Origin of the sequence: Ezakiella coagulans (assembly GCF_003096635.1) — a bacterium.
GTDB lineage: Bacteria > Bacillota > Clostridia > Tissierellales > Peptoniphilaceae > Ezakiella > Ezakiella coagulans.
The window spans coordinates 72,503-94,565 of record NZ_QEKV01000004.1 but is presented as its reverse complement, the minus strand read 5'-3'; the positions used below and the strand labels follow the sequence as shown (position 1 = coordinate 94,565).

General features: G+C 35.0%; 21 protein-coding genes. 2 read left to right on the top strand and 19 right to left on the bottom strand.

Annotated features, from left to right (window positions below; translation table 11 throughout):
- Positions 1-9: 9 nt before the first annotated feature.
- The 4 genes from priA to gmk are packed head-to-tail and all read right to left on the bottom strand — an operon-like array spanning position 10 to position 4,325.
- Complete coding sequence (gene priA, locus C7381_RS04295; RefSeq protein WP_116480017.1) at positions 10-2,349, bottom strand: primosomal protein N'; 2,340 nt, start codon at positions 2,347-2,349, stop codon at positions 10-12.
- Positions 2,349-3,527, bottom strand: a complete 1,179-nt coding sequence (gene coaBC / locus C7381_RS04290; RefSeq protein ID WP_116480016.1) for a bifunctional phosphopantothenoylcysteine decarboxylase/phosphopantothenate--cysteine ligase CoaBC — start codon at positions 3,525-3,527, stop codon at positions 2,349-2,351. Before coaBC ends, priA begins: the two co-directional genes overlap by 1 nt.
- A complete protein-coding gene (rpoZ, locus tag C7381_RS04285) occupies positions 3,527-3,718 on the bottom strand; it encodes a DNA-directed RNA polymerase subunit omega (protein ID WP_034545349.1) in 192 nt (63 codons plus the stop codon). Before rpoZ ends, coaBC begins: the two co-directional genes overlap by 1 nt.
- Positions 3,711-4,325, bottom strand: a complete 615-nt coding sequence (gene gmk, locus C7381_RS04280; protein ID WP_034545352.1) for a guanylate kinase — start codon at positions 4,323-4,325, stop codon at positions 3,711-3,713. Before gmk ends, rpoZ begins: the two co-directional genes overlap by 8 nt.
- A 155-nt stretch (positions 4,326-4,480) precedes the next feature.
- On the opposite strand from gmk, the gene C7381_RS04275 reads away from it, so the two are divergent.
- Positions 4,481-6,193, top strand: coding sequence for an Rqc2 family fibronectin-binding protein (locus tag C7381_RS04275; RefSeq protein WP_116480015.1), 1,713 nt, complete (start codon positions 4,481-4,483; stop codon positions 6,191-6,193).
- Here C7381_RS04275 and C7381_RS04270 read toward each other — a convergent pair whose 3' ends face one another.
- The 15 genes from C7381_RS04270 to C7381_RS04200 form a co-directional block, all read right to left on the bottom strand.
- On the bottom strand, positions 6,194-7,111 hold the full coding sequence (locus tag C7381_RS04270; protein ID WP_116480014.1) for an RluA family pseudouridine synthase: 918 nt from the start codon (positions 7,109-7,111) through the stop codon (positions 6,194-6,196).
- Complete coding sequence (lspA, locus tag C7381_RS04265) at positions 7,098-7,544, bottom strand: signal peptidase II (protein WP_034545357.1); 447 nt, start codon at positions 7,542-7,544, stop codon at positions 7,098-7,100. The genes C7381_RS04270 and lspA overlap by 14 nt, the downstream gene beginning before the upstream one ends.
- Positions 7,541-8,317, bottom strand: coding sequence for a YlmH family RNA-binding protein (locus tag C7381_RS04260; RefSeq protein ID WP_116480012.1), 777 nt, complete (start codon positions 8,315-8,317; stop codon positions 7,541-7,543). Before C7381_RS04260 ends, lspA begins: the two co-directional genes overlap by 4 nt.
- A complete protein-coding gene (locus C7381_RS04255; protein ID WP_052085341.1) occupies positions 8,311-8,772 on the bottom strand; it encodes a cell division protein SepF in 462 nt (153 codons plus the stop codon). Before C7381_RS04255 ends, C7381_RS04260 begins: the two co-directional genes overlap by 7 nt.
- A gap of 9 nt (positions 8,773-8,781) precedes the next feature.
- Entirely contained in the window at positions 8,782-9,465 is a 684-nt protein-coding gene (locus C7381_RS04250) for a YggS family pyridoxal phosphate-dependent enzyme (protein ID WP_116480011.1), read from the bottom strand.
- An 18-nt stretch (positions 9,466-9,483) separates the two neighbouring features.
- The gene (locus C7381_RS04245; protein WP_133240925.1) at positions 9,484-10,662 is read right to left on the bottom strand and encodes a biotin/lipoyl attachment domain-containing protein; all 1,179 of its coding nucleotides are present in this window, start codon (positions 10,660-10,662) and stop codon (positions 9,484-9,486) included.
- A gap of 14 nt (positions 10,663-10,676) precedes the next feature.
- On the bottom strand, positions 10,677-11,681 hold the full coding sequence (locus C7381_RS04240; RefSeq protein ID WP_034545366.1) for an NAD(P)H-dependent glycerol-3-phosphate dehydrogenase: 1,005 nt from the start codon (positions 11,679-11,681) through the stop codon (positions 10,677-10,679).
- Positions 11,681-12,268: a glycerol-3-phosphate 1-O-acyltransferase PlsY gene (plsY, locus tag C7381_RS04235; RefSeq protein ID WP_116480009.1), complete on the bottom strand. Its 588-nt coding sequence runs from the start codon at positions 12,266-12,268 to the stop codon at positions 11,681-11,683. Before plsY ends, C7381_RS04240 begins: the two co-directional genes overlap by 1 nt.
- Positions 12,268-13,584 carry a ribosome biogenesis GTPase Der gene (gene der / locus C7381_RS04230; RefSeq protein ID WP_116480008.1) on the bottom strand — a complete coding sequence of 439 codons (1,317 nt, stop codon included), beginning with the start codon at positions 13,582-13,584 and terminating at the stop codon, positions 12,268-12,270. Before der ends, plsY begins: the two co-directional genes overlap by 1 nt.
- A gap of 101 nt (positions 13,585-13,685) precedes the next feature.
- Complete coding sequence (locus tag C7381_RS04225) at positions 13,686-14,918, bottom strand: serine hydroxymethyltransferase (RefSeq protein WP_034545373.1); 1,233 nt, start codon at positions 14,916-14,918, stop codon at positions 13,686-13,688.
- Between the two features lie 101 nt (positions 14,919-15,019).
- Positions 15,020-15,421, bottom strand: coding sequence for a SoxR reducing system RseC family protein (locus C7381_RS04220; protein WP_034545376.1), 402 nt, complete (start codon positions 15,419-15,421; stop codon positions 15,020-15,022).
- Between the two features lie 4 nt (positions 15,422-15,425).
- A complete protein-coding gene (locus C7381_RS04215; protein WP_116480007.1) occupies positions 15,426-16,115 on the bottom strand; it encodes a tRNA threonylcarbamoyladenosine dehydratase in 690 nt (229 codons plus the stop codon).
- Positions 16,102-17,889 carry an aspartate--tRNA ligase gene (gene aspS / locus C7381_RS04210; protein WP_116480006.1) on the bottom strand — a complete coding sequence of 596 codons (1,788 nt, stop codon included), beginning with the start codon at positions 17,887-17,889 and terminating at the stop codon, positions 16,102-16,104. Before aspS ends, C7381_RS04215 begins: the two co-directional genes overlap by 14 nt.
- Positions 17,890-17,941: 52 nt before the next feature.
- Entirely contained in the window at positions 17,942-19,333 is a 1,392-nt protein-coding gene (gene hemZ / locus C7381_RS04205) for a coproporphyrinogen dehydrogenase HemZ (RefSeq protein WP_116480005.1), read from the bottom strand.
- Positions 19,333-19,965 carry an MBL fold metallo-hydrolase gene (locus tag C7381_RS04200; RefSeq protein ID WP_116480004.1) on the bottom strand — a complete coding sequence of 211 codons (633 nt, stop codon included), beginning with the start codon at positions 19,963-19,965 and terminating at the stop codon, positions 19,333-19,335. Before C7381_RS04200 ends, hemZ begins: the two co-directional genes overlap by 1 nt.
- A gap of 142 nt (positions 19,966-20,107) precedes the next feature.
- Between C7381_RS04200 and C7381_RS04195 the strand changes: the two genes are divergently transcribed.
- Positions 20,108-21,925 carry an ATP-dependent helicase gene (locus tag C7381_RS04195; RefSeq protein WP_116480003.1) on the top strand — a complete coding sequence of 606 codons (1,818 nt, stop codon included), beginning with the start codon at positions 20,108-20,110 and terminating at the stop codon, positions 21,923-21,925.
- Positions 21,926-22,063 lie beyond the last annotated feature (138 nt).

Below are 22,063 nucleotides of genomic sequence, written 5' to 3'. Positions count from 1 at the left end.
AAAATCTCCTTACATCATATTTATAGGGTCCACATTTACTGTTATATCCCCTAATTCCAAACTGTTTATATAATCAATCATGTTGTTTAAAAGTTCCGGTCTCACCTTCACCATAAACTGCCATCTGTAAACTCCGTTAATTTTTGAAATCGGACAAGGATTTGGATGCAGCACAACCGCATCAATCCTCACTCTTTGGAGCTCCAGATAAACCTTATCATAAATATCTTTTAAATCATTATATGTCTTATTATTGTCCGCCCCTTCGTTTTTCAGAACAATTATATTATAAAATGGCGGATACTTAAATTCATCTCTTATCAGTATTTCTTTTCTATAAAAATCGGTATACGATGACTTCACGCTGTAATCAATCGCATAGTGGTCCGGTTGGTAAGTCTGAAGAATTACTCTGCCGTCTTTGTCACCTCTCCCGGATCTACCTGCGACCTGTCTTATAAGGCTGTATGTCCATTCGGGCGCTCTGTAGTCTTGAATTCTAAGTGTCATATCTGCCGCCAAAATGCCGACGAGTGTCACGTTTTTAAAGTCGAGCCCCTTTGCAATCATTTGTGTGCCGATCAATATGTCAATCTTACCGTCGTTCATTTCGTTATAAATATTCGAGTGTGCATTTTTTCTTGCAGTCGTGTCTCTGTCCATTCTTTGTACTCGTGCATTAGGAAAAGTTTTTCTCGTAATATCCTCGACTTGTTCTGTACCGATTCCAAACTCCTTGATTTTCTTCGAACCGCAAACCGGACAACTTTCAGGATATCTTTTCGTGCGACCGCAATAGTGGCAAATCAAAAGATTTTCTCGCTTGTGATATGTCATAGAAACGTCGCAATGTTCACATTTAATGCTTTCACCGCAGCTTCTGCAAGAAACCGAGCCGAAAAATCCACGTCTGTTTAAGAAAAGTATAACTTGTTCTTTTTTCTCGAGATTGTCCAATATTGCTTCGTAAAGTTTTAAGCTGAAAATCGAAGTGTTCCCTTCGTTTAACTCTTCACGCATATCCGCAACCTCTATTTCAGGAACCGGCCTACCGTTCGCTCTCTTGTCGAGTTCGTAAAGACTGAAAAGTCCTTTACTCGACTCGAAATATGTCGTGATTGACGGAGTTGCACTTCCAAGAAGAAGTATTCCGTCGTCTTTTTTTACTCTATATCTCGCAACATCAACCGTCTTGTATCTCGGAGTTTTCCCCGAGACGTATGAGCTGTCGTGCTCTTCATCGATTATTATTATACCGATATTTTTTAGCGGACTAAAAACCGCACTTCTCGCACCGACGACTATTCGAACTTCCTGGTTCTTTATTTTCATCCATTCTCTGAACCTCTCAGTTTTATTTAGCCTCGAATGGATTATTGCTATATCTTCTTTGAAACGCCCTTTAAATCTTCTCACCGTTTGAGGTGTTAGCCCTATTTCCGGAACGAGAATAATTGCATTTTTCCCTTCCTTTAAAACCTCTTCAACCAATTGAAGATAGATTTCTGTTTTACCTGAGCCCGTAATTCCACGAAGTAAAAAATTGTTTTGTTTTTTATTTCTATATTCATTTAAAATGCCGTCATAAACTCTTTGCTGATCAGCATTTAGAGAAATTTTGAGATAAGATTCACTCTCATCTTCTAAATCTCCGACTTCTACTTCCACTACTTTTACCAGATTCTTTTTTAGTAATTGATTAATAACGCTGTCGCTCACACCAAAAGTAGATTTTAATTGAGCTTTAGTGTATTTTTTCTTTTGAATTTCTTTAAAAATTTCTTTCTGTCTTTCAGTCAAATCATCCGAAATATTTCCGGTTGAAACCAAAACTTTTTCCGTTTTAATCTTCGGCTCATTTTTCAATTTAAAAAACTGTCTTATAAGCCCATCGTCTTCCCACTTCAAAAGCTTTTCTCTGTTTTCTCGGATTTTTTCCTCGTCGATTAAAAAATCATTTGAGAAAATACCCGAATCATCAAATTCTGTGTTCTTTTTATATCCCGTCAGAATCGAATCAAAACTCACCGGCGGGAAAAAAAGTTTCAGAGAATCCACAAAATTTGCTCCTGTTATTTTCGAAATATAACCGGCGACATCTGCATCGTCATCATTTATAAACGGCTTGTCGTCGACAACCGAGATGATGTCCTTCAATTTAAAATCAAATTCCGGCTCTTTGTCAAAAACCTCAGTTATTATTGCGGTGAGCGGTTTGTTGCCCCTTCCAAATGGAACAATTACACGCTTATATTTTTTTATTTCGCTCTCAAGATTTTTCGGAACTGTGTAACTGAAAGACTTATCAAGTGCATCGTTGCTTTTATTTACAACTACACTGATATACATTAATTTTGCTCCTTAAAAAAATCGAGAATTGCATCTGCGATGAGACTTTTATCCATTCGAGGAACTTTCTTTTCTTCGCCGTTCTTCGAAATCATGATGCCGTTATTTTCTTCCGAGCCGAAAACATTGTCCTTCAAAATGTTGTTTATAAAAATCATATCCATTCCCTTATTTTTGAGCTTTTCCAATCCATATTCATACGCATTTTCGCTCTCAGCTGCAAAACCGATCACCTTTAAATCCCCTTTGTACGGCTTTATAGTCTTTAAGATGTCCGGCGTTCTCTTCATTTTAAAAGTTAGCGCCTCGCCTTTTTTAATCTTTTCATCGTGATATGATTCGAATTCGTAATCAAGCGGTGCTGCACTCATGATAAGGAGTTTATTTTCGCTCATTCTCTTTTTTATTTCCTCGAGCATATCCTCTGTAGTTTCGATTTTTATATGATTTATTCTTTCGTTCGCCGGCTTTTTATAACTTATATATGTGACGTTTGCACCTCTCTTTATGAGACTTTCACATATTCTTTCGCCCATCTTTCCGCTCGACTGATTTGTAAAAATCCTTACCGGGTCGAGTTTCGAAATTGTTGGTCCTCCGGTCACAATAACATTCATACCGCGATAAAAATCGTCTTCAGCGTTTTTAAAATAATCCGAAATGAAATTATAAATCTCATCAGGCTCTCTCATCTTTCCGATTCCGACATCGCCGCAAGCAAGATTTCCGCTAACCGGTTCAATAATAATATATCCGATTTCTTTAAGCTTTTTAAGATTTTCTTGATTAATCGGATTCAAATACATGTTTGTATTCATTGCAGGCACAATAAAAACCGGACTTTTCGTCGCGCTTATCGTGCTCGTCAAAAGATTGTCCGCCATACCGCATGCAAGCTTTGCAATTTCATTTTTTGAAGCAGGAGCAACAATAATCATATCCGCTTTCGAAAGATAAATATGCGGAATTTCGTCATTTATATTTTGAAAACCGTCCGAGTAAACTCCGTGCCCCGTAACTCCGTTAAAGGAAACAGGCGTGACGAATTTTTGTGCGGCCTCAGTTAAAATGGTTTCGACAATCGCACCTTTTTTTCTGAGTAAACTTGCAAGATAAATTGATTTGTATGCCGCAATGCCGCCTGTAACAGCAAGAACGACCCTCTTGCCCTCAAACATTATTTACTCTCCTCGAAACTAATCTTGCCTTCCTTCATTTCTTCAAGCGCAATTGAAATCGGATTTGTTAAATCCGTTTCCACTTTTTTTGGAGAACCTGCAACCAATTGGCGTGCTCTCTTTGCCACCACCATAACGAGTGTATAGCGGCTTTCATTTTCACCTATAACTTTTGTCGATGGATTATACATCTTTTTCACCTAACACTTTCTCTTTAATATATTTAAATCTCTTTACTCTATGTTTTTCTGCATCAATAATTGACTTTATATTTTGAACCGCCTCATGAACCGTGTCATTAACAACGAAATAATCGTAGTCAGTAACAAAATCGAGTTCTTTAAAAGCATTGTTCATTCGAAGATTTATTGCTTCTTCTGTTTCCGTTTTTCTGCCGACAATTCTATTTTTTAGTTCGACCATGCTCGGCGGAAGAAGCATAATAAATACTGCTTCATCATAAACTTTCTTGACCTGAAGTGCACCTTGAACATCTATTTCAAGAATGACAACCTCTCCGTCTTTGATTTTATCAAATACAAATTTTTTTGGGGTACCATACTTGTGTGCATGTACATTCGCATGTTCTAAAAACTCTTCGTTCTCAACCATTTCCTCGAATCTTTCGTCGTCAACGAAGAAATAAGATTCGCCGTCAACTTCGCCCGGACGCATATCGCGTGTAGTTGCAGAAACCGACATAACAACGTCATTAACTTCTTTCAACAATTCATCACAAACTGTTCCTTTGCCAACTCCGGATGGCCCTGATATAACTAATAAAAAACCTTTTGACATCACATTCCACCACCTTTTCATAATAACTCCTTTGTTTATTTTCATTCTACTTATATTATATAGGATAGCCGTTAGTTATTCAACGAAATATTAATTTTTCTTAATATTTGATGTAAAAACTAAAATCTTATATAATATACAACGAGGTGATTTTTATGAGCATGAACGGCGTATCACTATATGCTTTAAAAAATGAAATGCAGGAAAAGCTTTTGAATGCACGTATAGATAAAATTTATCAAGAAAACAGAGATATAATAATATATCTTAGAAACAAAGGTGAAAATATGTCCTTATATTTTTGTTTTTCTGCAGATAACCCTGCTTTTTATCTGACAAAAAATAAATTTGACAATCCGAAAGAACCTCCAATGTTTACGATGCTTCTTAGAAAATATTTAACCAACGGAAAGATTTCGGGCATAAGGCAAATCGGTCTCGACAGAGTCATCTCAATTGATTTTGATACCGCTGGCGACGTTTTTGATTTGGATAAAGTATCCCTTAATTTTGAAATTATGGGAAAATATTCAAATTTGATTTTGTATGAAACAAAAAGCGGAAATATTTTGGATGCACTTATAAGAGTTTATCCCGACATGAGCAGCGTTCGCCTTGTCCTTCCAAAAGAAGAATACACTCTTCCGGTGAGCGACAAGAAAAATATTTTAAAAATGGATTTTGAGGATATAAAAAAAGTGCTTGAAGAAAATGCTCTTCAACCACTTTCAAAGTCGCTCTATAGATATTTTGAAGGTTTTAGTCCGGATATTGTGCTGGACATTTTATTCAAATTAAATCTTGATGAAAATATAAATTATTCAAGCTTAGATGACACCGACAAAAATAGAGTCGTCGATGAAATAATTGTGATTAAAAATAGAATTTTAAATAATGATTTTACTCCAACTGTGCTTCTAAAAGACGACAAGCCATTTAGAATTTTACCGTTCGACACTCCGCGTCCACACGATAAAAAGATATTTGACTCGATGAATAATGCAGTTAAATTTTTCTACGAAAATCGTGCATTTCTCAAACTTCAAGCTTCAAGAATTCACGAACTCGAGAAGAAGATAAAAAATAAAGTTGAAAGTCTTGAAAGAGCACTGGCAAACAATCAAAAAGATATGTTGAAAGCAAGCGACCGTGAGTCGATAAAGTTAAAGGCTGATCTTCTTGCAGCGAATATCTACAAAATAAAAAAAGGTGATAAAAAAATCATCGTTAATAATTTTTATAGTGAAGACAATGCCGAGATTACTCTTAATATTGACGAAACACTTTCTCCGAAACAAAATGTGGATAAGATGTATAATAAGTATACCAAACTAAAAAACACAGAAGAAGTTTTAAAAAAGCGTATACCCCACATAAAAAATGAGATTTACTATTTAAACAGCGTACTTTTAAATTTGAGACAAACTGAAACCATCGACGAAATAAGTGCAATTAGAAAAGAACTTATTGACGGCGGATATTTCAAAGTTAAAAGTAAGAAAAAGATACGTGAGCCTAAACTTAAATTCAGAGAATTTAAATCCCCGAGTGGACTTGTTGTTCGTGCAGGACGAAACAATATTCAAAACGATGAATTAACAAACAAACTTGCACACAAAAGTGACCTTTGGTTCCATCTTAGAAATGAACCCGGCACACATGTGATTTTGTCGTCTGCGAATGAAACAGTTACCGAAGAAGATATTGTTTATTGTGCTTCCCTTGCCGCAGCTCTTTCAGGGAAAACAATAAAATCTGATATCGACTATACTGAAGTAAAAAACGTAAAAAAAATACCCGGTGCAAAACCGGGACTTGTAACATACAAGGACTTCAAAACAATTACTGTCGAGCCAATTAAATTATAATTATATATAAGTCGTTTTATCGATAGATAAATCGGCTTTTTTTAATGCTTCTTTCATATCATCAAAAATAGGTGCTTCAATTTTTATTTTTTCTCGAGTTAACGGCTCAAAAAATTCAATCGAATGTGCGTGAAGCATTTGTCTTGAAACATTAATTCTTTCACGTTTCATTCCGTAAACTTTATCCCCTAAAATCGGAAGATTTTCCGAAGCGAGGTGAACGCGAATTTGATGAGTTCTTCCGGTGATAATTTTCACATCAAACAGTGTAAAAAAATCATTCCCATCCAATTTCTTTACAATTGAAACTGCCCTTCTTCCACCTTTAACAATTCCCATCTTTACCGGATTTTTGCTTCTTGCAATCGGCTTATCAATAGTAAACTCATCACTCTTTGAAACTCCGTTTGAAATAGCAAAATAATGTTTCGACACATTCTTTTCCTGAAAATCTTTTTTTAATATCGAATGTGATTCATTTTTTTTTGCAAAAATTATAATTCCGCTTGTGTCCGCATCGAGTCTATGAACGACACCCGGCCTTGTATCATCTTCCCCGTCACTAAGTTTATAACCTCGATCCAAGAGCCAATCGACAAGCGTCGGGCCGGAATAACTTTTAGCACCGTGAACAGCGATAAAAGGTGGTTTATTTAAAACAATAATATTTTCATTTTCAAAAAGAATCGGAACATCAATTCCTTCAGTGCTTTGTTTTATCTCTTCGGGAAAAATAATTTTAACAATATCATTTTCTCTAAACTTATAATTTTGTTTTTCTTTTTTCCCATTAACAAAAAAATTTCCGTCTTTTATAATAGACTGAAATTCAGAACGCGAGTCAAATCCAAATAAATCAAAATATTTGTCAACCCTGTTTTCATCATTTTGCAAATAGGTAAAACTAACTTCTCTCATGACTTATAGCACTTAATAAATAAACAATAACTGCAAATGTTACATAAATATCTGCAAAATTGAAAACCGGAAAATCATACACATTAAAAATTCTAACTGAGATAAAATCAATAACATAGCCTTGAACAACTCTGTCAATGAGGTTTCCAATCGCTCCTGAAAACAAAAGAATAGATGCCCAAACTTCAAGCGTAGAAAGAGAAGAATAGTGTTTGTAAATAAAAAATGCTAAAAATACTAGAACAAAAACAGTTACAACAATAAAAAATGTTTGTTTCCCATCGAGAAATCCAAATGCCGCTCCTCTATTTTCAACATAATCTAGTTTAAACCAGTCAAAAATTTTTATTGAATTATGAATTAAATACTTGGATGCCGCAAATTTAGTAACCTGATCCAATAATACAAATAAAATAACAAATAAGTATATCAACTGTAAACCTCCCGACGTAATTTAACTTTCAAGTTGTCACTTCCTGTCCTCCCAACTACTTCATCGACATAAACTCTGCCATATCCGCGAAGAGAAATAAGAGCCGGAAGTTCGATTTGCCTGTCCCCTCTTGTAAAAACTCTATAGTCAAGCTTCATCAAACCTTTTGATATCATAGATGTAGCTATATTTCTTTTAATATTATAAATTTTTGCAACAAGTAAATCCGCACGTAAAGATGCAGCGATAATAACCTCTGTCGTTTTTTCAGATTCAACAACCTTTAGTCCTTCGCCGTCAACGCTATAAAGGCTCACGCTGTGTCTCCTTATATCTTGAAACTGAGATAACAAAAATGATTCAACGGACTTCTTCACACTAAAAAAGCAAGCATCTTTATAAAATATAATATCTCCAACCGTTTCTCTTTCAATGCCCATGCTCATAAGCTTCCCCAATACATCTTTGTGCTTGACATCGTCAAACTTAGAATCAAAAGCAAGCACGCTCATGTACTCGTCTTCTATTGGCACCGGCAAATAGTCGTTATAAATAACACCTACACATCTTTCCGCATTATTGAAAGCACCGAAAAAAGAAACAGACACCCCATCATATTTGTTGGCAATAGAAATCAACATCTTTTGCCAAAATGGATCTAAAAAATCTGTCTCTTCATATGAATTTCTTCGATTTGATATAAGAACCTTTTCCTCGAGCATCTTATAAAAAGACACTTCTTCCTTGTTTAGAAAGGATAACTCTTCTACCAAGAATACAAGCCACTTTCAAGAATTTCTTCTTTTATACCTTCAATAGCTACATCCTTTGGTGCAAGAATAAAAATGTCTTGTGTAACTTTTTGAATTCTGCCTTCGATTGCATAAATTCCGCCATTGATAAAATCAAAAACTTGTCTTTTTAGTTCAGGTTCTAAGTGCTCAAAATTAACCACAACTGCATCATTTAAAATCAATTTATCGATAATCTTTGGTGCATCGTCATATTTGAGTGGGTCTTGAATTTGAATCTTAAAAGGTAGTGCCCCTGTTCTTGTTGAAACAGCAGCTCTTTGAGTTGTCACACTTGGTCTTGTAGCCGGTGTTTGTGTTGTTGTAAAAACTTTCTTTTCAACAACAGGTTTTTCAGCTTCTACATATTCTTCTTCGTATTCTTCATCCGTATCCGGAGCGATGATTAAATTCTTCATCTTATCTAAAATGCTCATAGTTCCTCCTTATCTCTTTCCAAAAATTCTGGTACCCACTCTAACAAGTGTAGCACCTTCTTCTACAGCTATTTCATAATCATGACTCATACCCATAGAAAGAATCTCGCCAGAAACATTATATATATTATACAACTTTAAACGCTCAAATTCTAGTCTCATTCGTTTAAAATCTTCACGAATTATTTTTTCATCATCTACATTCTGTGCAACGCACATTAAACCTCTAACTCTTATAGATGAATATTTCCCAACTTCTTCGACAAACTTAGGCAATTCTTCAACAGAGACACCGCCACGATTCGGGTCCGAGGTCAAATTCACTTGAATTAATGTATCTGAAATTATATTCTTTTTCTTCGCTTCCTTGTCCAAAGTTTTTAACAAACTCATCCTGTCAAGCGAATGAATAAGTTTAACTTTGTCTATTATATATTTTACTTTATTTGTTTGCAATTGTCCAATCATATGAAAATTTACATCTTCACAAAATTGCGGAAGCTTTTCAACAAGTTCCTGTACCTTGTTTTCTCCAAGAACAGTTACGCCTGCTTCCAGCGCTTCTTTAATCCTTGGTACATCAATATATTTACTTACTGCGCAAAGGGTTACATCCTCGGGATTTCTCCCGGCTCTCAAAGCGGCTTTTGCTATGTTTTCTCTAACTTCGTTAACATTGTCTTTTATTGTCAAATAACCACCTCCAAAGCACTATTTAAATTCATTTCTTATAAAAATTTGACCGATCATGTCAGGGTCAGGCCTCAAAACGACGTCTTCATAATATTGTAAAGTGAGTACATCCTCACCGTTTACATTTATCATTCCCTTTTCATTCCCTTGGGAAACATAACTTTTTTCCGCTTCTCGTTTTAAAAGTTTGACCGGCCTAAACTGAATTATACCATTTACATCTCTTGCTAAAACTCCAACGACGCCATCTTTTTTTATTAGACTTCCGGTTGGAATAATTAAAGCTTTGACAGAATCAAAAATAACATTAATCTTACCTTTTCTCATTTGATATATGTCTTCGATGTGACTGTTTATAAAAATACCGGCAACGCCCTCTTTGTCATAATCAGCCGGCACCAATGCGATGCCTTTTCCAAATGTATTAAAGTTGTCGATGCTGTAAGTAACATACTTGCCATCGAGTTCTTTAAGTCTTCCGTTATTCGGAGCGTAAAACATTGCCGTAGCTTTAAAATTATCAATGATTTTAAAGTCTCTTGAATAACTCTTCACAACCGGTCTATTTAATATAGATTTGAACTCATCCCTTGAAGTTAAGTACAAACTTTCATTTTTCAAATCCTCAAAACCGTCCAACGTATAACTTATAATTCCCGGCGGATTCCAAATAATTTCGCCCGCCATGTGATTTATTTGATTTGTTATATTCGCTTTTTCCTTTTCAAGGTCCTCAACATTTATTTGCCCCACACTCTCATTATTTTGATATGAGAAACTTCCGACAAGATCAACCGCTAGACTGTAATTCCCATTTATAATCGAGCGTCTTAATTCTTTGTCTATGTCGTTAATTTGATTTTTATAAATTGATATTCTATCATTTATATCTTGTAGTCTTTTTGAGAGTAGTGCATATTCATTTGAAGTTGTTTTTCCCGCTTTTATTTCACCAAATCCAAGACGCGTGCCTTCATCATAATGCATAGGTTCATTTACGCTGGCGGCGTTGAAAGGCGTTTCATCTTTCAAAAGTACAAACTCCGTTTCTATGCCATCATAATAAGTTGTTTCAACAGGTGTGACAAATTTTCCGCCAACAGCCATTATTTTTGGTTTAACAACAATTTCAAGAAATATAATGTAAATAAGCGAAAATATTACAATCCAACTTGTGAATCTGCTTTTTTTATCCACCGTTTTTTCGCTCACTATAATACCATCTCCTCTAAAAATTCGTGTTTCTTACTTCTTGTCATAAGTTCGAGTATCGCTTTATGTGGATCTTTATTTTCATAAATACCCTTATATATAGCTTCCGTTATAGGCATCTCGATGTTATATTTTTGGGAAAGAATATGTGCAGCCTTTACAGTCTTAAGACCTTCAACTGTTTCTCCAACTTCGTCTTCAAGCCTTTCAACCGGAACACCTTTTCCAATTAAAACTCCAGCTCTGAAGTTTCTTGAGTGCACTGAAGTCGCTGTAACTATGAGGTCGCCCATGCCTGCAAGACCCATAAATGTCATCATATTGCAGTTCAACTTTTTACCGAGTCGTGCAATTTCAAAAAGCCCTCTTGTAATTAAAGCTGCTCTTGCATTATCCCCTTCATTTATACCCTTTAATATACCGGAACCTATCGCAATTACATTTTTTAATGCACCCGCAACTTCAACTCCCGAAACATCGGTATGAATATAAACTCTGAAATATTCATTCATAAATAAATCTTGAAGACTCTTTGCAACTTCAATATCTTTTGAGCATATAACTACAGTTGTAATCATTTTTTTTGAAACTTCTTCAGCGTGTGACGGTCCACTCAAAACTGCATACTTATTATCCGGACAGATTTTATTTGCAAAATATTCTCCCGTTTCACAGTTTTCAATATTAAGTCCTTTTGAAACATTTAAAATTATTGTTTTTTGTGATAAATGAGGTTTTATCTCAATTAAAATCTCCTCCATTTTCTGAAAAGGAGTTGCTATAACCGCAAGATCACATCCATCTAGCGATCTTAAATCATCTGTAAGATTAATATTATCTGGAAAAATAAAATCCTTCAAATATTTTGGACTTCTTTTATTTTTTAAAATATATTCTTTTTGTTCTGAGCTTCTCATATAAAGTGTGACATCTCGGCCATTAGTTGAGAGTACACTTGCAAGAGCAATACCCCAACTCCCTCCGCCAACTATACACGTTTTCATTATTTCCCTCCAATCCGAAATTGATTTTCCTCTCTTCGGATTAATCTTTTTATATTTGAGTTGTGTCTTATTATTGCAAGAAGAATAATCCCTGCAATCGCAACAATCTCTATCTTATCTAAAGCATAAGTGTAAATTATCAAGATCCCACTTGTGAAAACCATAAATATACTTGCAACTGATACATATCCTGTAAGAACCGCAAGTCCGGCAAAAACAGCCAATCCAAACGGAAAAATGTTTATAAATAAAAATATAAAACCTCCTGCCGTTGTTGCAATTCCCTTGCCGCCTTTGAATTTCATAAAAATCGGATAGCAATGTCCAAGCACAGCAAAAAATAGTGCTACAACCGGATATCCCAAATCGTATTTCTTAAAAATAAATGTTACAAATACACCTTTAAAAATATCCAAAATTGCAACCGGAAGTCCAAGTTTCCATCCATAAATCCTTATGACATTTGTTCCTCCGGCATTTTTACTTCCCTTATTTCTTACATCCTCATTTTTAAAAATCTTAACTAAAAGATAAGAAAAGCTGATGCTGCCAATGATATATGCAAGAAGATAATAAAGATAATTCATTATTCTCCCCTGTTTTTATAAACTATCGAAATAGGTACTCCCTCAAAATCATAATTTTTTCTTATGGAATTTTCCAAATATCTCGTGTACGAAAAGTGAGTAAGTTTCGTATCATTAACATAAAAAATTACAACCGGTGGTGCAGCACTAACTTGTGAACCATAATAAATTTTGAGTCTTCTACCCTTGTCCTGTGGAGTTACATTAAGAAGTATTGCGTCTGAAACAATCTTGTTCAGTACTCCCGTAGGAATTCTCTTGTTGTAGTTGTCATAAACCTTTACAACTGTATCTATAAGAGTGTCTACCCTTTGACCGGTCTTAGCAGAGATAAACACAATCGGTGCAAATGGCACATATTGTATCTTATTTCTTATTTCCTTTACATAGTCCCTTTGAGTAAAGCTGTCCTTTTCAACAAGATCCCATTTGTTTATAGCAATAACCACGCCTTTTCTATTCTCAAAAGCGTATCCCATAACTTTTGTATCCTGTTCCGTAGGTCCTTCAACAGCATCAATTACAAGTACACATATATCGCTTTCATCAATTGCGGAAAGTGTTCTTATAGCAGAAAATCTTTCAACAGCTTCCGTAATTTTTGATTTTTTTCGAAGTCCCGCTGTGTCTATGAGTCTGAAATCTCTGCCCCCTATTTCAACAAATGTGTCGATTGAATCCCTAGTTGTTCCAGGAATATTTGTAACTATCGCTCTTTTTTCACCCAAAATATTGTTTAGAAGTGAACTCTTTCCAACATTTGGTTTACCTATAAGTGCAACTTTTATTTCATCCGGATTTTCTTCGATTTCTTCGTCTTGTGGGAAAAATTTAAAAACTTCATCAAGCAAATCTCCGACACCGGTTCCATGTTCAGCTGAAATTTGAACCATTTCATTTATACCAAGTTCATAAAAATCATAGAAATTATCTTGTGATTCTTTGCTATCAAATTTATTTATCGCCAAAACAATATTCGAATTCATTCTTCTAAGCATTGAAAGTATTGTTTTATCAGTCGATGTGAGCCCTGATACACCATCGACAATGAAAATAACAGCTACTGAAGACTCAATAGCCACTTCCGCTTGTTCAATAATCTCCGGCATAAAGTCGTCGTCACTTTGCGGATCAAGTCCGCCGGTATCTACAAGAAGAAATGGTTTTCCGAGCCATTCTGCCCTTGCATATAATCTATCTCTCGTAACGCCAGGAGTGTCCTCGGTTATTGAGGAACGATTATTTGTAATTCTATTAAATAAAGTGGATTTGCCGACATTCGGTCGTCCAACTAAAGTAACTATTTTATCTCGCATATAAACTCCTCCACTTTTATTATATCATAAACTATCTCAAATATAAACGTCTTTAAGTATCTATGTACAAAAAAATGGGGATATAATCCCCAAATTTTTTATTATTTATATAAAACGTGTGCGTCGCAAAGAGCTTTAACTCTTGCTTTCAACTTGTCAACATCATGACCTTCAACGAGTGTGTCAGCGATAATGTTTCCAACTTCTTTCATATCTTCTTCCTTGAATCCTCTTGTTGTCATTGCAGGAGTTCCTAAACGGATACCGCTTGTAACAAATGGAGATTCCGTTTCGTTTGGAATAGTGTTTTTATTTGCAGTGATTCCAACTTCATCAAGCATCTTTTCAGCTTCTTTACCTGTGAATCCTTTTGATTTAACATCAACTAAGATCAAGTGGTTATCTGTACCGCCTGAAACTAAACGGAAACCTCTTTCAAGAAGTGTATTTGCAAGAACTTGTGCGTTCTTTAAAATTTGTTCTTGATATGTTTTGAATTCAGGTTTCAATGCTTCGCCGAATGCAACAGCTTTAGCTGCGATAACATGCATCAAAGGTCCGCCTTGTGTTCCTGGGAAGATTGCCTTGTCTATAGCTTTTGCGTATTCTTCTTTTGTAAGAATAGCTCCACCTCTTGGTCCGCGAAGTGTCTTATGTGTTGTAGTTGTTACATAATCTGCGTATGGAACCGGTGATGGGTGAAGACCGGTTGCAACAAGTCCTGCGATGTGAGCCATGTCAACCATGAGTCTTGCTCCACAAGCATCAGCAATTTCTCTGAATTTTTTGAAATCAATAATTCTTGGATATGCACTTGCACCTGCAACGATAAGCTTTGGTTGTTCTTTCTTTGCAATTGCCATGACTTCATCATAATCAATTGTTTCAGTTTCTTTGCTTACACCATAAGCTGCGAAATCAAAATATGTTCCTGAAATGTTTACAGATGAACCGTGAGTCAAGTGTCCGCCTTCTGATAAATTCATACCCAAAACTTTGTCTCCAGGTTTTAAGAATGAGAAATATACTCCGATATTTGCATTTGCACCTGAGTGCGGTTGAACGTTTGCGTGATCAGCACCGAACAATTTACAAAGTCTATCTCTTGCGATATTTTCAGCCACGTCTACGACTGAACAGCCGCCATAATATCTCTTTCCAGGATATCCTTCAGCGTACTTATTTGTTAGATAGCTTCCCATTGCTTCCATTACGGCTTCTGTAACGAAGTTTTCACTTGCAATAAGTTCGATATGTGATTGTTGACGTTCCTTTTCTTCCATGACGACATTATAAATGTCCGGATCTGAGTTTTTTAGGTTTGTAAAATCCAAAATAATACCTCCTTTTTGCTTCAGTTATAAGAAAATCCTATAACCCTACCTCTAATTATAACACCAAAGTCCGGTTTATACAACCTGATTTAAATGTTTAATTAATTAAATTTTTTAATCGTCGCAAGTATATTATTTTTCTTATATTTTTTATCGCCCAAATGAATTATAAAAAAACCGATAAGAAGCCCGACAACCGCAGCCAAAAGCGCGTTCATCTCGCTCATATTCATTAAAAAAGCTCCGAGAAGACCAAGCAAAAATCCGGCAAGCGGAATCAGATAAATTATCAAACTTGCTTTCATTGATTCGCTTTCTTTAAATTCAATTTTCACAGTCTCCCCAATCTTTGCATCAATTGTGTTTTTTACTTTCAAACCGTGAAAAGCACTCTCACAGCTTCCACCGCAATGTTCGCAGTTTCCTCCGCAACCCGAAACTCTTTTAATTTGAACTTCGGCCTCATCTCCATCTATTTTGGAAATAATACCAAGTAAATCCATATAATCACCTCTTAATAATGTCATTAATAACTTCCGACACTATTTTTATACCCATAAAATTTGGAGAATAACTTATTGTGCCAACAAATCCAAGGTTTTTATCAACCGATACTGTCTCGCCCTCATAATATGCAACTTTAGTTTTATCTTGATATCTCTTATGAAGATTTTGTCTCAATTTTTTTGCAAGTGGGCAATAACTTGTTTTCGAAAGTTTTTTTATAAATAATTTTGAAATGTCTGTTCTATTTCCTGCACCCATAGCTGATATAAAAGGAATTTTATTATCTACGGAATATTTTATTATTGCACACTTCGCATCAACATCGTCGCACATATCGATAATATAGTCCGAATTCTTTAATAATTCTTCAACATTCTCATTTGTTAATGGTTCTGAAATAGTTTCTATCTCCGCGTCCTCGTCGATATCTAAAAATCTTTCCTTAAATACTTCAACCTTTTTTCTGCCTTCCGTGCTTATTAGTGCACCCAATTGACGATTTCTGTTAGACGCATCAAACACGTCGAAGTCTATTAGTTTTAGATGAGAAACGCCTGCTCTTACAAGCATTTCTGAAGCAATTCCTCCAACTCCGCCCAAACCGATAATTGTTACTCGGCATGAGTTAAGTTTTTCGAATGCTTCTTCACCAATCAGAGCAAGCGTTCTTATATCCTTAGTTTTCTTCATTAGATTCTGTTTTTCTTACGTCGAGGTGCACTTCATCTAGTTGTGCATCCGAAACGGTTGAAGGAGCGTCCGTCATCATACATGTTGCACTTTGTGTTTTAGGGAATGCAATAACGTCTCTGATGTTCGGAGTATCTGTAAATAGTTGAACCATTCTGTCGAGGCCAAGAGCGAGTCCTCCGTGCGGTGGTGTTCCATAGCTAAGAGCTTCAATCATAAATCCGAATTGTTTTTGAGCTTCTTCTTCAGTAAAACCGATTGCTTTAAACATCTTGTCTTGAAGGTCGGAGTTGTTTATTCTTATTGAACCGCCGCCCATTTCTTCTCCGTTTATAACAATATCGTATGCCTTTGCATAACATTTGTCAGGTTCAGTGAGCATCTTATCTTCATCTTCAAATCTCGGACTTGTAAACGGATGGTGTTCTGCAACATATCTACCTGATTCTTCGTCATATTCAAAGAGTGGGAAATCTACAATCCAGAGAAGTTTGTAGTCGCCTTTCTTTAAAAGTCCCATATCTGCTGCGAGTTTATTTCTCAAGTTTCCAAGGGCTGCACATGTGATTTTGAATGTGTCACAAACAATTAAAACAATATCACCTTTTTTCGAACCCATAAATTCAAACACTCTATCTTTTTCTTCTTCTGTAATGAATTTATCGATTGAGCTTGACTTTTCATCGTCGTATCTCAAGTGGATAAGGCCCTTTGCTTTGAAATCTTTTACAAAAGATTCGAGCTTCTTCATGCCTTTTTTCGAAATGTGTTCGTCTCCACCCGGAACATTTATTGCTCTTATTCTTCCACCGTCTTTTATTGTTGATTGGAAAACATTAAATTCACTGTCTCTAAACAAATCGTTTAAAGTTTTAAGTTCCATTCCGAATCTTAAATCCGGTTTGTCTACTCCGTAATTTTCCATTGCATCATCAAACTTCATTCTCATAATCGGAAGTTCAATGTCAACGTTTACCATTTCTTTAAACAATTGTTTAAACAATTGTTCGTGAATTGAAATAACATCGTCCACGTCAACAAAACTCATTTCAACGTCAACTTGAGTGAATTCAGGTTGTCTGTTTTGTCTCAAGTCTTCGTCTCTAAAACATTTTGCAATTTGGAAATATCTGTCCATGCCTGCAACCATCAAAAGTTGTTTATAAATTTGCGGACTTTGCGGAAGTGCATAAAATTCACCCGGGTGAATTCTTGACGGTACAAGATAGTCTCTTGCGCCTTCCGGTGTGCTCTTTCCTAAGATTGGAGTTTCAAATTCATGGAAACCGTGTTCATAGTAGAAGTTTCTGATGATGTGCATAAGTTTTGATCTTTGCATCAAAATATTTTGCATTCTCGGTTTTCTCAAATCGAGATATCTGTATTTCAATCTTGCTTCTTCTTTTACATTGTCGTCATCTTTAATATAGATTGGTGGCGTGTTTGCAACGTCAAGAATTTGTAATTCGCTTGCTAGAATTTCAATTTCCCCTGTAGGAAGTTCTTCGTTTTTGCTTGAACGTTCACGAACAATTCCCTTTACTGCAACAACATATTCATTTTTGAGTTCCTCTGCACTTTCAAAGAGATTTTTGTTTTCTTCATTGAAAACAACTTGAACAATGCCTTTCAAGTCTCTCACGTCTGTAAAAATAAGTGAGCCAAGGTTTCTGCTTCTTTGAACCCAACCCATTACAACAACTTCTTTTGATATATCTTTACTTCTTAAGTCTCCGCACATAACGCTTCGTCTTAAGCTTCCCATTCCTCTCATAAAAAATCCTCCTTAATAATCTAATCTACATTATAATACTTATAATCATATATTACAAATATTTCTCTACAATTTCTCTTTTATTTTCATTTAATTCATTTAAATGCTCTATATAATAAATGACATCTCTAAATCCGAAAACTCTGTGGCAGTCCAAATTTTTATCTACAAACTTTGAAACTGCTCCCATTCCAAAAGCCAGAACATGATTTTCGTCATTCATCGAAAGAATATTAAAAATATTTTCCTTTCCTTCCTTTGAAAAACCGATGTTTTCAGCTTCACCTACTTGACGTTTTTGTCTATATAAATAATATGGTCTATAAGAATTTTTTCTTAGAATGTCATAAATATTTCTTCTATCAATAAATTCTTCATACGAAAAATCAACGTTCTGATTTTTAATTCGACTGCCGGTTTTAAGTGCAAGTGAATGCACAGTTATATTTTCCGGTTCAAGTGCAATAAGTTTTGAAAGTGTGTCCGTCACATCATGAACGCCTTCACCTTTAAAGCCTATTATCATATCCGTATTTACGTCGATGTCATATTTCTTTGCTCTCTCGAATGCAGCATATATATCCTCGACGGTGTGCTTTCTACCGATTGAGTCGAGCGTTTTTTGTTGCATAGACTGTGGATTAATACTAATTCTTGAAACGCCTTCACTCTGTAAAACTTCGAGAAGCTCTTTAGTTATACTCTCAGGCCTTCCCGCTTCAAAAGTTATTTCAACCAGATTTTTAAACTTTTCATTTATGACCGACAAAAGTTTCTTTGTCTTCTCAATGCTAAGAGTCGACGGTGTTCCTCCACCTATATAAAGGCTACATGCTTTTTCAGGCGGTAAAATATCGTAACCTTCTTCGATTTCTTTCAAAAGCGTTTCGAAATATTTATCCATCCATTTTCCAAATTTGTCCATTGTCATAACCGAAAAACTGCAATAGTTACATCTGGTTTCACAAAAAGGAATATGAATATAAATCAAGTGGTTATCCTTATACTTAGTCATTGTTTTATGCTCAATATTTTCAATTTCTTCGCATAATTCAACTTTGTCGGAGCGCACATGATATTTTGTAGAGAAAATTTCTCTCCCAAGTTCATTTCCATATTGCTTTTTTGTCCAATTGAAAAAACTTACCGGCCGAATACCCGTGAGTGTTCCCCAAGGTAAATCTCTTTTTAAAACTCGAGATAAAACTTCATAAATAAGAACTTTTGTCGCCCTTACTTCATCAAGTGGAGATATTTCTGTTGTACCTTCCCCAAAAAGTTCCTTATCTTTGAAAATTTTTAAATTGATTGAATTATCATTTTTTGTTATTTCAAACAGGATATTTTCATCATATTCTTCGAAAGGTATATAGTCAAAAAATGCTTTTATCATTTCCTCCCATGTTTTATGAGTAGAGATGTTGTTGCATTTAATGTCTATCATTATACTAAACCTGTTATATATGGATTATTTTCGACCTCAAATTTCATCGTGGATTCAGGGCCATGTCCCGGATAAACAATAAGCTTTCCATCAAACATATCTCGCATTTTTTTAAGTGATTCATTAAGATGTGCTTGATTGCCGGAATATAAATCACTTCTACCGACACTCCTATTAAAAAGTGTGTCGCCTGTAAATATCATTTCATCGTTATAAAGACAAACAGAGCCTTCAGTGTGTCCCGGAGTTGCAAGAACTTTTAATTTAATATCTCCAAACTCAAGTTCGTCGCCGTCATTAAAATAGTGGTCACATTTTAAAGTTATCGGACCGACAAGAGTTGTTTGCGATAAATTATTTTGTGCATCTTCAAATAAGTCCCTTTCCTTTTCGCATCCATAAATCGGTGCACCGGTAATCTCTCTTAAATTGTTCATGCCTGCAATGTGGTCGAAATGTCCGTGTGTAAGGATTAAAGCTAGTGGTTTTAAATCATGTTCATTCAACAATTTTTGAACTTCATCGGCATCGCCCCCACAATCTATAACGACAGCTTCTTTTTTGTCATCATATAAAATATACGTGTTAGCACCGTATATTCCAAGATTTTTCTTTAAAACATTTAAAGTCATATACTACCTCCAAAAAGAATACATACAATATATTAATTATAACATAACAATCTTAAAATAAACAGCAAAAATCAAAATCTTAGACATATAATAAAATTTCGTGTATAATATAAATGTTCATTTTACATAAGGAGGAAGGGTTATGCAATTTTCGGAATCACAAATAAAAGCAATTAAACATGTCGATGGTCCATGTCTCGTGCTTGCTGTTCCTGGTGCCGGAAAAACAACGATACTTATTCAGAGAATTATTAATCTCGTTAAAGTTCATAGCGTTCTTCCTTCACAAATTCTTGCCTTAACTTTCACACGTGCGTCTGCAAACGATATGAAAAGAAGAATTGAAGAACTTGGCGACGACATAAAAGTTCAAAACATAAAAACAATTCACTCACTTTGTTATGATATTGTCGCACTCAAATGTGAAAAAGAAAACAAACGCTTCCGAATGATTGAAGACAGACGACTCGGGAGTCTTAGATTTGATATTTTAAACCATACAAAAATGCGACTTGAAAATATCCCACTCACAATAGAAGAATATCGAAATCTTTTGAGTGCAATAAGCAATATGAAAACTCTAGGTTCTCCAACATCTTCCGAAGACCGTTCAATGATATTAAACAATTTCGAGGAATATTATAACGACTACGAAAATTATAAAAACAAGAATGATTTGTATGACTTCGACGACCTTTTGATTGTTGCGGATAAGCTTTTAAAAGAAGATGTCGAAATAAGAAACTATTACAAAAATAAATTCAAATACATCTCCCTAGACGAAGCTCAAGACACATCAACAATTCAATGGTCTATAATAAAAAGCCTACTGACTGCAAAGGAAAATCTTTTCGCAGTTGCAGATGACGACCAAAGTATTTATCGTTTTCGCGGCGCGAATCCGGAAATGCTTATGCGCTTCGGCGAAGAATTTAAAAATGCAAAAATTATTTATCTCGAAACAAATTATCGCTCGAGATTTGAGATCGTAAACTCTGCATCGAAACTCATAAAAAACAACAATATAAGATACAAAAAAAATATTTGTGCAGATAAAGATAAATCCTCTACTGTAAAGGTGAGGATAATGAAATCTCGGAAATCACAATACAGTAATATTATAAAAACCATAAAAGACACGAATGGCGAAGTTGCATTGATTTATCGAAACAATCTTTCAGCAGTTGCGCTTATGGATGCACTTGATCGAGAAATGATTTCATTTGAACTAAAAGACCACAATATTGACTTTTTCAACCAAGTTGTATATAAAGACATAACTGATATTCTAAAATTCTTTAATAACCCTTCCGACATCGAAAGCTATTCAAATGTATATTTCAAATTAAAGGGATATATTTCAAGAAAAGAAATAAATTCCATCAAGCATTCATTGGGCGAAACTTATTTTGAAAAAATATACAACAACTTCGATGTGCCGTCATACAAAAAAGAACTCATCGAGGAGCTCGAGTATTCGAGACGTGCGCTTATCAAAAATTTTTCGAAAAATGGTCTCGACATATTGCTGAATCACTGTGGATATCTTGATTATCTAAACCATTTCAAACGTTTAAACAACCGCGGCCTCGAAGGATACATGAGGCATTTTAGAACGCTAAGAATCATTTCAAACGGATGCAATGATATCGAAGAATTTTTGAATCGCCTCGAAGACATAAAGAATATGGCGTTAAGAGAAAGTAGAAGTAAGATAAAACTAATGAGCATGCATGCGTCAAAAGGGCTCGAATTCGACACCGTTATACTTCTCGATCTTTTAAACAGCGAGATTCCGGGCGAACATATCACTAAAAACGAACTCGAAGAAGAAAGACGACTTCTCTATGTCGGCATGACACGTGCTAAAGAAAATTTATTTATGTATGCATACAAAAATGACGCTAATCAAGAATTTAAAATTTCCAGATTTTTAGATGAACTAAAAAGCGGGAAATAAAGCCATATATACTATTTAATGTTATATTTGCTTTTCGTTTAATTTCATAAAATTTAATCGTAAAGCAAGAAATCTATTTTAAAACTAAATTATTCGAAACAAATAAACAACAACCAAAAACCGGATTGAATGATCAAC